At 65.1% G+C, this 12,455-nt stretch carries 10 protein-coding genes and 1 pseudogene; 5 read left to right on the top strand and 6 right to left on the bottom strand.

The genetic code is table 11. The features are described from left to right. Nucleotides 1-19: 19 nt before the first annotated feature. On the bottom strand, nucleotides 20-1,081 hold the full coding sequence (locus EKK97_RS19525; protein WP_159554486.1) for an acyltransferase family protein: 1,062 nt from the start codon (nucleotides 1,079-1,081) through the stop codon (nucleotides 20-22). Nucleotides 1,082-1,214: 133 nt separating this feature from the next. On the opposite strand from EKK97_RS19525, the gene EKK97_RS19520 reads away from it, so the two are divergent. Together EKK97_RS19520 and EKK97_RS26185 are read left to right on the top strand one after the other, a co-directional pair. Next, complete coding sequence (locus EKK97_RS19520) at nucleotides 1,215-2,132, top strand: alpha/beta hydrolase (RefSeq protein WP_159554484.1); 918 nt, start codon at nucleotides 1,215-1,217, stop codon at nucleotides 2,130-2,132. A gap of 99 nt (nucleotides 2,133-2,231) precedes the next feature. Then, nucleotides 2,232-3,463, top strand: a pseudogene (locus EKK97_RS26185) (DUF3422 domain-containing protein). Nucleotides 3,464-3,472: 9 nt separating this feature from the next. Here EKK97_RS26185 and EKK97_RS19510 read toward each other — a convergent pair. Beyond that, the gene (locus EKK97_RS19510; RefSeq protein WP_159554482.1) at nucleotides 3,473-4,627 is read right to left on the bottom strand and encodes an MFS transporter; all 1,155 of its coding nucleotides are present in this window, start codon (nucleotides 4,625-4,627) and stop codon (nucleotides 3,473-3,475) included. A gap of 110 nt (nucleotides 4,628-4,737) precedes the next feature. Between EKK97_RS19510 and EKK97_RS19505 the strand changes: the two genes are divergently transcribed. Next, complete coding sequence (locus EKK97_RS19505) at nucleotides 4,738-5,073, top strand: antibiotic biosynthesis monooxygenase family protein (protein WP_159554480.1); 336 nt, start codon at nucleotides 4,738-4,740, stop codon at nucleotides 5,071-5,073. Between the two features lie 22 nt (nucleotides 5,074-5,095). Here EKK97_RS19505 and EKK97_RS25050 read toward each other — a convergent pair whose 3' ends face one another. From EKK97_RS25050 to EKK97_RS23990, 3 genes are read right to left on the bottom strand one after another with little or no spacing between them, the layout of a single operon-like run. Then, complete coding sequence (locus EKK97_RS25050) at nucleotides 5,096-6,076, bottom strand: S41 family peptidase (protein ID WP_236551470.1); 981 nt, start codon at nucleotides 6,074-6,076, stop codon at nucleotides 5,096-5,098. Next, entirely contained in the window at nucleotides 5,959-7,281 is a 1,323-nt protein-coding gene (locus EKK97_RS23995) for a PD40 domain-containing protein (RefSeq protein WP_201296940.1), read from the bottom strand. Before EKK97_RS23995 ends, EKK97_RS25050 begins: the two co-directional genes overlap by 118 nt. Further along, the gene (locus EKK97_RS23990; RefSeq protein ID WP_201296939.1) at nucleotides 7,278-8,657 is read right to left on the bottom strand and encodes a PD40 domain-containing protein; all 1,380 of its coding nucleotides are present in this window, start codon (nucleotides 8,655-8,657) and stop codon (nucleotides 7,278-7,280) included. Before EKK97_RS23990 ends, EKK97_RS23995 begins: the two co-directional genes overlap by 4 nt. Nucleotides 8,658-8,877: 220 nt before the next feature. Here EKK97_RS23990 and EKK97_RS19495 point away from each other — a divergent pair, with 220 nt between their 5' ends. Then, on the top strand, nucleotides 8,878-10,161 hold the full coding sequence (locus EKK97_RS19495; protein WP_159554478.1) for an acyltransferase family protein: 1,284 nt from the start codon (nucleotides 8,878-8,880) through the stop codon (nucleotides 10,159-10,161). Nucleotides 10,162-10,205: 44 nt separating this feature from the next. On the opposite strand, the gene EKK97_RS19490 is transcribed toward EKK97_RS19495, so the two are convergent. Further along, a complete protein-coding gene (locus EKK97_RS19490) occupies nucleotides 10,206-11,756 on the bottom strand; it encodes an alpha/beta fold hydrolase (RefSeq protein WP_159554476.1) in 1,551 nt (516 codons plus the stop codon). Nucleotides 11,757-11,995: 239 nt separating this feature from the next. Here EKK97_RS19490 and EKK97_RS19485 point away from each other — a divergent pair, with 239 nt between their 5' ends. Next, nucleotides 11,996-12,418 (top strand): CBS domain-containing protein, encoded by a 423-nt coding sequence (locus EKK97_RS19485; RefSeq protein WP_159554474.1) that lies wholly within the window; start codon nucleotides 11,996-11,998, stop codon nucleotides 12,416-12,418. The last annotated feature ends 37 nt before the right edge of the window (nucleotides 12,419-12,455 follow it).

Here is a 12,455-nt window from a genome sequence, read left to right as displayed (position 1 = left end):
TTCGCTTTCCAGGCATAGCCTAGCGTACTTGCGTTGCGGAAGTCTGCTGCTCTTCCGGTACGTAAAGCGTCTTGCCGAACAGCATGCCACCCCAGGGTAGCCGATTGGCTACCCAGTTCAGCCCTATCGAGCCGGCCATGCCCACCACGATCAGCAGCAGGGAATAGACCAGTAGCGAGAAGGGAGCGAACTCTTGCGCGAAGTCGACCATGGCGAAGAACATGGGATGCGCGAGATAGATACCGAACGAATAGCGGTTGACGGTCTTTACCAGGGGCGTGGCTCGAACGTTACGCAGCCGAGTGACGGTGAACAGCGTGAACAGGATGAAGAGCGGCACGACCCAGGTTTCCTTGGAGGAGTATTCCAATTCGCCGCGCAGGGTCAGCAGCACGATTACGCCGACGAAGACCAGCAGTAGTGCCGGCCGCGAAAGCCACTTGAGCCAGGGCACTTCCGCCAGGCGATCGGGGGCGAGCCGAGGGTAGTAGTGCACCACCAGCATGGCCAGGAAGAACAGGTAGATCCAGCCGAGCGGGGCGATCCAGAGCAGGTAGCCTGGCGGTTCGATGTCGTAGTGGCGGGTCAGGCCCCAGTAGGCGATGCCGATGAGACTGCCGAGAACCAGCCAGGGGCCGGGCGGCAGCCAGCGCTCCAGACCATAGCGGGAATAGAGCCAGTAGAAGGCGTAGAACTGCATGGCGATGATCAGGAAGTAGCCGTGCCAGCCGGCGTAGATCAGATACTCGACCAGGTTGGCGACGAAATCGATCGGCACGCCCTCCCGCCTCAGGTTGACGTACTTGGTCAATGAATAGATCAGACCGTAGACGACATACGGCACCATGACGTACTGCAGGCGCTTGACCAAAAATCCCGAAGGAGGGCGGTCGCCGTAGCGGAACGAGAACAGGAAGATCGAAATGAAGATGAAGATGGGGGTGCCAAGCACGGTGGGAATACGTGCCAGGTCGACGTAGACGTTATCGATATGCTGGTTCAAGCGATCGAGGAAGTGGTAGCCGAACACGGCCAGGCAGCCATAGAAGCGCAGCCAGTAGATTTCTTCGATCCGCCTCATGAGCGCCTTGCCTTCCTTGGTACCAGATCCTCGGTGCGAGGAACATCGATCGTCGACATGATGTCGGACCATGACGAAGCGGAAAAATTCCATTAACAGGCTAGTGTTATTTTCGCACAGGGAGTCAAGTGCTATGCGACTCAAGCGCACCATTGCCGCGTGGATCGTGGCAGCGCTGTGGGGCGGCTCGCCAGTCCATGCCGGCGAGGTCACCTACCATCACTTCGCATCGGAGGTGCTGGGGCGGGATTACCATTACGCGCTCTACCTTCCGGATGGTTACCACGAGTCCAATCAGGCCTATCCCATCCTCTACCTGCTGCACGGCTCGTTCGGCAACGAGCGGGACTGGGTCGAGAGCGGCGATCTCGAGCGGACCGTCGATCGCATGATCCGGGACGGCCTCATCCCGCCGCTGGTCATCGTCATGCCGGGCAGCGAGAGCTGGTGGATCGACGGGCACAACGAGGCGGCACGCACGGCTTTCCTCGACGAACTCATGCCTTGGGTAGAGGAGACCTGGCAGGTCGTGCCACTGCGTGAATGGCGCGCCATCGCCGGACTCTCCGCCGGTGGCTATGGCACGCTCAACTTCATGCTCGAGCGCCCCGACCTGTTTGCCGCCGCGGCGGCCCTGAGCCCGGCGAGCTATCATCCGCTGCCGCCCCGCAACTCCTCGGCCTGGCGCCACCCGGCCTTCCTCGACGAGACGGGAAACTTCGATATCGCGCTGTGGCAGCGGCGCAACTATACCGCCCACCTGGATCGCTACCTGGAACGGGAAGAGATCGTGCCGCTCTATCTCAGTGCCGGCAATCGCGACGCCTACAATGCGGAACACCATGCTCGCCTGGTGCGTCAGGCGCTGGCGCCGCATCAGCCTGACCTAGTGGCGATGGAGGTGCTCAATGGCGGCCATACCTGGCGCGTGTGGCGTGCCAGCCTGCCCAATGCCTTGGCCTGGATGGGGCGTTTCCTGCAGGGACCCGTGCCGCTCGAAGCGCTGGCCGAGGACGCCGCTGTGGCAGAGAAGGCCGCTCTCGACGACTGACTACTACCAAGCGACGTGACGGGGGGAGTCGAAAGCGGGGTTGGCGAAGGGCCTTGCAGACTTTAGTCTCATAGGCTCGACTTCTTTCAGGCCCCTGAAATGCACCCACAACGCGAACGTCTGCACAACGAACTGCACGCCCGCCCATCGATCTACTTTTCGGAGCCAGCCCATCTCTATCACTACGCCTTCCTGGCCAACGCCGAAGAGCATGCCGGCCTGCTGGCGCACCTGGGCGAAACCACCGGCCGCGCCTTCGATAACGAGCAGGTTCAGCAGATCGTCACCCTTGACGGCAGGGTGCTGAAATGGGAACGGCATACGGAGTTCTCCACCCTGACCCTGATGGTACCCAAGGCGCCCGAGAGCGATCCCTGGGCGGCTCCTCCAGCATGGCTGGCGCAGGTCGTCGAGGCTTACGGTGCCACCCTGGTCAACGCCACGCTGGTGCTGGTGGAAGGCAGCGATGCCTGGCGGGGAAGCGCCGAGGCCTACGGCTTCATCGACCCTGCCGGTTCGCAGGTGGGCGGCGGCGATGCCACGGTGTGGGGCGACTTTCATCTCGATGCGGACGGCGTCAATCGCCTGCTGCTGCTCAACCATGGCCTCAACGACTTCCGCCTCGGACGCATGGTGCGCCGCCTGCTGGAGATCGAGACCTACCGCATGATGGCCTCGCTGTCACTGCCCTGGCCAAGGAACTGGCGCTGGAACTGCATGCCTACGAGATGGAGCTGGGCGAGCTATCCGACCGCAATGCCGAACAGGAAGACGCCAACCCGCGCCCGTTGCTGACTGCCCTGTCGCAGCTCTCAGCCCGGCTGGAGCGCAGCGGTACCCGATCGCGCCAGCGCTTCAGCGCGACCGATGCTTATGCGCGCATCGTTTTCTCACGCATCGAGGAACTGAGAGAGTCGCGGATCGATCACTGCCCGCGGCTCGGTACCTTCATCCTGCGGCGCTTTCGCCCCACGGTGCACTACTGTGCTGCCATTCATCAGCGCCAGGAGAGCCTGGCCGAGAGTGCTGCCCGCCTCAACGACCTGTTGCGTACCCGTGCCCAGGTCGAGATCGAGGAGCAGAACTCGAGCATCCTCAACAGCCTCAACGAGCGAGCCAGCAGCCAGCTCAAGATTCAGAAGGCAGTGGAAGGGCTCTCGATCATCGTCATCAGCTACTACATCTTCAGCTTGTTCAAGCTGGGCCTGGAGAGCCTGGAAGCGCTTGGGGTCGAGGTGCATCCGCACACGGCAGCGGCCATCCTCGGGCCACTGGGCGCGGCCATCATCGCCTTGCTGGCCTGGCGCATCTGGCGGGTGAAGCGGCACTGAACGGCAGTCTCAGCGGCCCGCCAGCCGCACCCGGGCGCGCAGCAGGATGAGACCCAGGATCAGCAGCGCGATCAGGGCGACCAGCAGTAGCGGGAAGGCCGCAGTGCCGGCACGCTCCAGCAGTGGTCCGGTCAGCGAGGGTAGTGCCATGCCGCCGATCCCGCTGGCCAGGAAGATCCAGCCGGTGGTACGCCCGTTGGCCGGCATCAGTTGGTTGCTCAAGCCGAACAAGGTGGGAAAGACCGCCGAGGCGGCGAGGCCGAAAAGCAGGGCGACGAGTGGCAGCGGCAGCCACTGGCCGTGCAGTGCCAGCGTGCTAACCAGGCCGAGCCCGAGGCAGCCGCGCAGTACCATCCATGGCGTCAGCAGGCGCACCAGCGGAATCGCCAGCAGGCGCCCGGCCGACAGCGTCAGCCAGAACAGCGTCACCAGCAGGGCGGCATCGGCCGGCGCCATGCCGCTGAGCACGCCATAGGCAGTGATCCAGCCGGCGAAGGTGACTTCCATGCCCACGTAGAGGCCGAACATCAGCAGGAAGATTGCCAGTCGCCAGCCATCCTGTGGCGGTGGGGCCGTGCGATCGCCCAGCGACATGTCGGGTGGGCGTGGACTCGGCAGGCGCAGCAGCGGAAGCAACAGCAGCACGACGTACAGGGCGACGAGCCAGAACGCCCAGGCGAAGGAGAGCTGCAGGTGGAGTACCGCCACCAGCACCAGCGGGACCAACATGTTGCCCAGGCCGAAGCAGAAGTGCAGCGCGCTGATCCAGGGGGGCGATGCGGGGCCGTGGGTCCACAGCAGCAGGGTGTTGGCGCCGGCGTTGACCGACACCTCGGCCAGGCCGAGCAGGAACATCACGGCTGTGAGCAGTGCCAGCGCCTGGCTGAACGGTACCGCGGCGAGCCCCGCCGCCAGCAGCAACAGCATCGCCGCCAGCACCCGGTGGCCATCGAAGCGGTCGATCAGCAGGCCGGAGAACACCGATCCCAGCATGGTGCCCAGCGCGCGGGCGGTGAACAGGATGGCGATCTGCCCCATGCCCGATCCCGTCATGACGGCAAGGTGGGGCAGGGCCGGGCCGAGCAGGCCGACGCACATGCCGATGGCGATGAAGGCGACGAAATAGGTCAGGGTGACCCGTCTTCCATGATCGAGCGTCGGCATGTCGTCTCCAAGGGTAAACGTAGGGCAAGCGGGGCTCGCGCGCGCTTATACTCTCCGAGAATGGCGCCTGGGGAAACACCCGTCGCCAGCAAAGACACCAGTGAGGCTTTATGACTCTTATCGCCAATACCCCGGAACCGCCCTACTACGCCGTCATCTTCACCTCGCTGCGCACGCCGGAGGATCATGGTTACGGCCTGATGGCCGAGCGCATGGCCGAGCTGGCCGCCCAGCAGCCGGGTTTTCTCGGCATGGAGTCGGCACGCGACGAACTCGGCGTCACGGTTTCCTACTGGGAAAGCCTGGAGGCGATCGCGCAGTGGAAGCGACAGGTAGAGCACCGCGAAGCGCAGCGCCTCGGGCGCAGCGACTGGTACGCGGCCTACCGGGTGCGGGTCGCTCGGGTGGAGCGCGACTACGGCTTCGGTGAGCAAGACGCCATCTAGGCCGTTTCACCCCCCGCTTGATTCACTGCTCGCCGTCGATCCTCTCGAGTAGATCGGCCACCGCCGCCTCGAGCTGACGGTCGCGCTCGGCCACTTCATCCTGGGGTGTCTGCTCGACCAGCAGATCCGGCCTGGCGCCGTTGTGCTCCATGTCGGTGCCGTCCGGCATGTACCAGCCGCGGAAGGGGCGGCGCACGGTAGCTCCGTCGATCAAGGTATGGCTGTTGGTGGAGATCACCCCGCCATAGGTCTGCTGGCCCACCAGCGTGCCGCGACCCAGCGTGGTGAAGGCGTGGGCCAGAATCTCCGCATTGGAGTAGCTCTTCTCGTTGGCCAGCATGTTGATCGGCAGGGTATAACGCGGCGCGTCGAGGCGATCCTGCGGGTAGTGGCCGGTTTCATCGCGGTCGGCACCCGCCGGTATCGTGTAGGCATGCTCGCCGGCCATGATCGAGGTGAGGATGCGGTCCGTGGTGTTGCCGCCACCGTTGTTGCGCACGTCGATGATGAGACCGTCCTTGTCGGCCGCCGCGGCGTAGAGATCGCCCTGAAAGCCCTCCAGCGAGGTCTGGTTCATGGCCTGGATGTGCAGGTAGCCGAGGCGTCCGTCCGACAGCTCTTCGACGAGGCGCCGGCTCTCCTCGCGGAAGGCGTCGTACTTGAGCCGGGCCAGCTCGGACAGCCCTACGGTCCTCAGCATGGTACGGTATTCGGTATAGCCCTCCTCGCCCGGGCGGTCGAAGGTGACGATCACCTCCTGGTCTACTTGGCCGCTCAGCCGTTCCAGCAGCGTCTCGTTCTCCTCGAAGGGGCGCAGGCCGATCGCAGTGACGATGTCGCCCGGGGCCAGGGGCATGGGGCCGCGGGAGGCGGGGCCGGCGGGAATCACCTCGGTGATGCGATAGCCGATACGGCCGTCCTGTTGCGAGACGATGCGTTCGTATTCGAGACCCAGCCGGCCCGAAGGCTCGCGCAGGGCCGACACCGGTCCCGGGTTGGCCACCCCCATGTGCGAGGCCGCCAGCTCCCCATCAGGCGATTGGCGATATCGCTGAATTCGCTCGAGGTGCGGGCACGGCGGATCAAGGCGGCATACTCCTCGACCACCGCGGGCCAGTCCAGGCCCTTCAGGTCGGTGCGATAGAAGTTCTCGCCGATGACCCGGGCGGCCTCGTGGAATTTCTGCAATGCCTGCTGGCGCAGGTCGATGCGCAAGCGGTCGGAAATGTCGAGGTAGCGGGGTGAGCCACTGCCGGAAAGATTGGCCACGGCGACCCGGCCGTTGGCGATATAGACCACCTGCTCGCCGGTGATGTTGAGGTGCTGGACGTTGGCGCTCGGGCCGATGCGGGTACGGTTGCTGCCATCCCAGTCCATCGCCACGAGCCCTTCGCTGCCGGCGTTGAAGACATAGCGGTCGCCGCCCGGCGTCATCTCGTTGGCGGTCTGGTGCGCGGGCGAGGCAGTGATGCGTTCGACGCGTCGCCAGGCATCTTCCAGTTCGAGCTCCGCGACTTCCCGATCCGCCTCTGTCGCGTCTTGTGCATCGTCTACCGGTAGCGGTGACTGGGCCAGCGCCTGATTCCGGGCGTTGCGGTAGTACGTGCTGAGTTCGCGCGGGGTGTAGCTTTCGATGTCGCGGTCCAGGTAGACCCGGTAGAGATCGTAGTTCTCTCCGGAACGGTTGGAAATGAAGGTCAGCTTGCGGCCGTCGGCCGACCAGCGCGGGTTGAGGTCGTTGCGTGGATGCCGGGTGATGTTGACCGGTTCCGCCGAGCCGTCGGCCGGCACCACGAAGATGTTGGCACTGAAGTCGAGATCGTTCTGGGAGTAAGCGATGTAACGGCCGTCGGGCGACCAACGCCACTGCATGAAGCTGTCCCAGCCCTCTACCAGGGTGCGTTCTTCGCCGCTCTCGAGGTCGCGGATCACCAGGTCGCCACGACCACGACGGAAGGCCAGGGAGCGTCCGTCCGGCGATGGCGAGACGTCGCGGTCGTTGGTCTCTTCGGCGATTACCGGGGTGACCTCGAACTGGATCGCATCGTGCCAGCGGGTCGGGTCGCGATCGGCGGGGACGTCCTCGGGCAATTCCTCCTCAAGTTCCTCTTCGGGAATGCTTTCGACATCTACCGGCGGCTCCTGGGGCGGCGGTGGAATGTCGGCGGGATCGCCTGGCAGGGGAATCAGGATCGGGTCCAGTATCAATCCGGGATCCTGGGGGCGAAGGGATCTTCCGGCTCCTCGCCGCGCACGGCCAGGTCGGGGTCGAGTTCGGCGTCGGGATCGTCTTCCCGGTCCGGGTCCTCGGCGGGGCTCGCAGCGGCGAGCGAGACGGTGGGATCGCCGTCCCAGCGGTGGGAAACGCGGCCTCGCGCGCGCTGGCGCTCGTGGCTGCGGCGCACCTCCTCGCGGGTCAGCGTCACGTGCGCCTGGTAGATCGACTCGCTGCCATCGGCATCGTTGACGAAGTAGAGCCGCAATCCATCCGGCGACCAGGCCAAGCTGTGGTGGCGGGCATGGGTCCCTGGCGTAACCAGCAGCGTCGGACTCTGCTCGTCGACATGGCGCAGGTAGACGCGCCCGTAGGCGACGTAGGCCATGGTCTGGCCGTCCGGGCTCAGGGCCGCTTCGCTGATGTCCCGGTCGATGCGGCGCAGCGCATGGGTATCGCGGCCGTCGTCGGGGGCGCGCAGGGCGATGGACTCGGGCTGGGCATCCTCTTCTTCGAGGTCGAGAGTCAGCAGGGTGTCCCAGACCTGGAGCACGGCCGTGCTGCCATCACGCGAGACGTCGAAATACTGCAGGTCACGCTCGTCGAACTGGGTGAGCCGCTCGATAGTGCGCTCGGCATCGAGTTCCATGCGATAGAGGTTGACCGTCTGGTCCTCGCGGTCGGACATGAACAGCAGGGTGTCCTCGTCGACCCAGCGTGCCATGCCGTCGTCGCCGTCGCGTTCGGTCAGCGGCTCGAAGCGATCGGTCCCGAGCTCGTGTAGCCAGACGTTCATCGCATCCGGGCCGCGGTAGTGGCGCCGGTTCCAGTCGTGATAGGCGCCGCCCCGGGTAAAGACGACGCTGCGGCCATCGGGCGAGAGCTGCGGCTCGGAGCCAAACGCATCGTGTAGCCGGGTATACTCGCCACCCTCCGCGGAGAGCAGATAAGGCCGCTGGTCGCGATACACGTCGGCCTCGAGCATTCCCGAGAACGTGATGACCGTCTCGCCGTTCGCATCGCGGCCGAAGGCAGGGTTGCGCAGGTGCTGGTCGCCGTGGGTGAGCTGCATCAGTTGACTGCCGTCGCGGCGCATACGCCACAGGTTGAGGTAACCGTCGCGCATCGAGGCGAACACGATCCACTCGCCATCGGGGCTCCAACTGGAGTGCAGGTCGTCGAGATTGTGGCGCGTCAGCCGCACCGCCTCACCACCTTCGGTCGCGACGCGCCACAGGTCGCCGCGCCAGCTGAAGATGAGTTCCGAGCCGTCCGGGCTGATGGAGGGGAAGCGCGGTAGGCCGACCTGCCCCGATTGTGCCAACACGCCCGCCGGCAGGCTGGCCAGCAGACCCCCCAAAGTCGTCACGAGAGAGAGCCTGCGCAGGGCGATACAGAGTGGCGTGCGAAGATTACGAGAGCCTAGCATTCCCGAGCCTGTCCTTTGCCGATGCCGTGCCTTCCCAACGTAGCAACGATTGCGCACCTCTTCGAATGCGAATCGGTCAGCTTTGGCTCGTTCAGCCAGCCTGGGCTAGGCTGCTGGCTGGAAGCGGGCGTTTCGTCATCCATGCAAGGAAGGAGAGGCCATGAGCGACGCACGCGATCCGTATCCCGATGCGCTGCGTGCGGTTGCGCTGCTGATCGTGGTCCTCGGGCACTGGGTGGCCACGCTGCCACGGGTCGAGCATGGCATGCTGGTGGAAACCGGGCACCTTCTCGACGCCTGGACGCCGGCCGGCTTTTTCACCTGGCTGTTCCAGGTCGTGCCGTTGTTCATCTTCGTCTCCGCCGCAGTCAGCTCGGAAGGGGTGTGGGAGCGTTACCGGGCCGGCGACCCGCATTCCCACTGGTGGGCGGAGCGTGCCCTGGGGCTGGCCCGACCGACCGTGACCTACCTGGCCATACTGACGCTCTTCGTGGGCATCGCCTTCTTCACTCGCGAGGGGGTGCTGGGGCCGCTCAACCACTCATTGACCGTGCATCTCTGGTTCCTGCTGATCCTGCTCGGCGTACAGCTGCTACTGCCGCTCAGCGTGTGGGCCGACCGGCGCTTCGGCCTGTGGGCGGCGGCCGGCCTGATCGTCGGCATCGCCATGGTGGACCTGCTGCGCGCACGTCCCGCCGCGCTTGAGGAGTGGCTCGCCCTGGGCCGGTTCGTCACCGCGCGGCACGATGCCTTCGCCTGGATCAATACACTGCTCTTCTGGCTGCTGCCGCAACAGCTCGGCATTGCCTGGTGGAACGGACGCTTCGCCGGGCGACGCCTGGGGCTTGCGCTGGTGGCGGTAGGGCTGGCCTGGTTGGTAGGGGCCGTCGCTCTCGGCTACCCCGCCTCGATGGTCAACGGTAACCCCGGTGGCGATACCAACCTGCTGCCGCCGACGCTGGCCCTGCTCGGGGTCATGTGGTTCCAGGTGGGGCTGGTGGTGTTGTTCGAAACACCGGTAAGGCGCTTTCTGCAGCGTCAGCACTTGGGGCGCTGGATGGCAATGTTCGGCGCCTTCGGGCTGCAGCTCTATCTCTGGCACAAGCTGGCCGAACTGCCCGCGGCATGGCTCGGCAAGCGGCTCGACTGGCCGATCGATGCCGGCATCCCGGGCGAGCCGGGATTCTGGATCGGCCGCCTGGAGTGGATCGGGTTGTGCGCCCTGATGATGGTACCGGTGATGGCCGCAGTGGTGGCCTTCGAGCGCTACCGCAAGCAGCATGTCGCCGTTACGCAGCAACCCTGGCGCATTGCCGTCGGCGGGCTGGCGCTGTTCCTGGGGCTTGCCGTCAGCCTGGTGCTGGGAGCGCGCCCCGGAGCGCTGTTCGGCCTGGCGCTGGTGGCCGTAGCCTCCTGGCTGCTGCGCGCTCCGCGCCAGGCCTGAGGGAACCTACGGTACCGTCCATGGCCTGGTGTCGTGGACTGTGTTCAGGTATCGCCGGTTGCCCGGGGAGGCACTATCACCCAGGGCTCACGCGCGACCTCATCGCGACAGCTGTCGTCGACGGGGCTGTAGGGGTCGTCGAGAAACGCCTGGACCATGGTCGAGCGGCACTCGTTGACGGGGTTATGTCCGAGCGCTTGGTAAACGACATATTGCAGGTTCGGCATGGTGCGTCCCAGGTGCTCGCTCCAGCGCGGGGTGCAGCAGGGGTCCATCTCGCCGTGAATCGCCAGCGCCGGTGTCTCGCTGACCGGCGGGTCGTTGTGCTCGGCGGGCACGTCGCCATCCTCGCCCCACCAGGCGCACAGCCAGGGCGGCTCGAAGCCGAGCACGGCAGGCTCGCGGGCCACCGCAGCGGTGGAATCGGCCACGCTCGGGCGGTTGGTTCCCATGTCGTTGCATACGTGGGCGAGGAAGTAGCCTAGCGCATAGTTGGGTGCCTCGGGCTCGGGGTCGTAGTCATCGACACGGAAGAAATCGGGCAGGCGTGAGTAGTCGCCCGCTTCGACATCCGCGATGAGGCTCGGCAACTCAGCGTAGTCGCTGGCCAGGGTCAGGTAGAGGGTGTCGAGGAAGGCCGCGCCATCGAAGTAGAGCGTTTTGTCGCTGCCATCGGTCTCTTCCACCTGGGTGATGAAGGGGCGGCCGTCCAGGGCGCGGCGTGTGCGGTCTATGGCTTGCAGCCAGTTCGGCAGCAGCTCGCGGCAGGCCTCGTCGTCGGCAACGCACAGCGCCAAGGCGTCGGTGAACGACTGCTTGGCCGTGTAGAGTTCGTCTACCGGTGGACGGTTGCGCAGGTGGTTGTACCAGGCCCAGCCGAGTATCGCGGCGCGGATGCTGTCGGGGTGATACTGGATGAACGAGACCAGGGTGCCGCTACCCGTGGACGAGCCGAAGCCGTCGATCCGCTCGTAGCCGAGCAGCTGGCGTATCTCGTCCACGTCGCGCGATACCGCACGGGCGTTGTATTGGCTGACATCGATGCCCTCGTCGACCAGCTTGCGATAGCAGTCGCTCACCACGCCGGAGATCGCGTCCAGGCGCTCCATGGGATCCAGCGAGGCGGTGATGGCCGGGGTATGGATGATGTTGTGGTACGGCGAGACGGCGGCGTACTCCGGACACTCCAGGGCCGGTTCGGCATGGATGAACCCGCGGTTGTCCATGGTCACCAAGGTGCGTTGGCCGATGTCCTCGAGTAGCTGTTCCATGTACTCGCGTTCGCCCAACGACGAGTAGCCCGGGCCACCGGGAAAGAAGAACACCGGAAGCGCCTCCTCGTCCGGTGCACCACCCTCCGGTTCGATCACCGCCACGGGCAGCGAGATCGTGTTGCCGCTGGGAGCGTCCCAGTTCTCGGGGGCATGGAAGGTATGGCAGGTGGCGCCCAGCTCGCGCAGGGCCTGGGTCGGACACTCCGCACTCTCCAGGCGGGGCAGGTCGTCGGTCGCCGCCTGGACCAGGACGGGGGAGACGAGCAGAAGCGTCAGCGGCAACGCCCCCCGCCACCAGACTCGAGCATCCTTTCCGGTCATGATGCGATCCCTCTGAATTGTCGTTGTCGATTTGGGATTGGCTTGGCTTCGCTAGTCAAGCTAGCAGCCGAGAGGGACGCGTCAACGCCGAACACCTGCGGTAACCGACGGCAATAAACAAAGACAGAGAGGGTTTTGAAGCCCGCATGGGGGGCAGCTATTTTTCTACGGTAAGACATCGCAAAGCAGGAAGCGGCACGGCTTCAGCCGTGCGATACGTCGATGAAAGGAGGTACGAGATGCAAGTTCGCGAAGTGATGACCAAGCGCCCGGACTACTGCCCGGCAGACGCTACCATTCGCCAGGTTGCCGAGCGCATGCGCAAGGACAACTCTGGCTTCGAGCCCCTCGTCGAGGGAGACCGCATCGTGGGTACCGTGACCGATCGCGACCTCACGGTTCGCGCCCTCGCTGAAGGCAAGAGCCCCGACGACAAGGCGAGTTCCATCGCCACTTCGGATGTGCTGTACGCCTTCGAGGATCAAGATGTGAAGGATGTGCTGCGCAACATGCAGGAGCAGCATGTGCAACGTCTGGTAGTGCTCAATAATCAGAACGACAAGAGTCTCGTCGGCGTGGTGACGCTCAGCGATATCGCCGACCGCTGCGAAGACGACCAGATGGCTCGCGAGATTGCCAACTGCAGCAAGCACTATCACTGAACCATTGCCCAGCTCCACTGCTGAGAGCGAGCAAGAA

Origin of the sequence: Billgrantia tianxiuensis, from assembly GCF_009834345.1 — a bacterium.
Taxonomy (GTDB): domain Bacteria; phylum Pseudomonadota; class Gammaproteobacteria; order Pseudomonadales; family Halomonadaceae; genus Halomonas; species Halomonas tianxiuensis.
The sequence above is the reverse complement of the archived record's forward strand: the minus strand, read 5'-3'. Positions and strand labels throughout refer to the sequence as shown.

What these genes read in the sequence shown, in the direction of transcription:
- EKK97_RS19520 (WP_159554484.1), top strand. Translation starts at nt 1,215, where the DNA reads ATGCGACTCAAGCGCACCATTGCCGCGTGGATCGTGGCAGCGCTGTGG.
- EKK97_RS19485 (WP_159554474.1), top strand. Translation starts at nt 11,996, where the DNA reads ATGCAAGTTCGCGAAGTGATGACCAAGCGCCCGGACTACTGCCCGGCA.
- EKK97_RS19505 (WP_159554480.1), top strand. Translation starts at nt 4,738, where the DNA reads ATGACTCTTATCGCCAATACCCCGGAACCGCCCTACTACGCCGTCATC.
- EKK97_RS19510 (WP_159554482.1), bottom strand. Translation starts at nt 4,627, where the DNA reads ATGCCGACGCTCGATCATGGAAGACGGGTCACCCTGACCTATTTCGTC.
- EKK97_RS19490 (WP_159554476.1), bottom strand. Translation starts at nt 11,756, where the DNA reads ATGACCGGAAAGGATGCTCGAGTCTGGTGGCGGGGGGCGTTGCCGCTG.
- EKK97_RS19525 (WP_159554486.1), bottom strand. Translation starts at nt 1,081, where the DNA reads ATGAGGCGGATCGAAGAAATCTACTGGCTGCGCTTCTATGGCTGCCTG.
- EKK97_RS19495 (WP_159554478.1), top strand. Translation starts at nt 8,878, where the DNA reads ATGAGCGACGCACGCGATCCGTATCCCGATGCGCTGCGTGCGGTTGCG.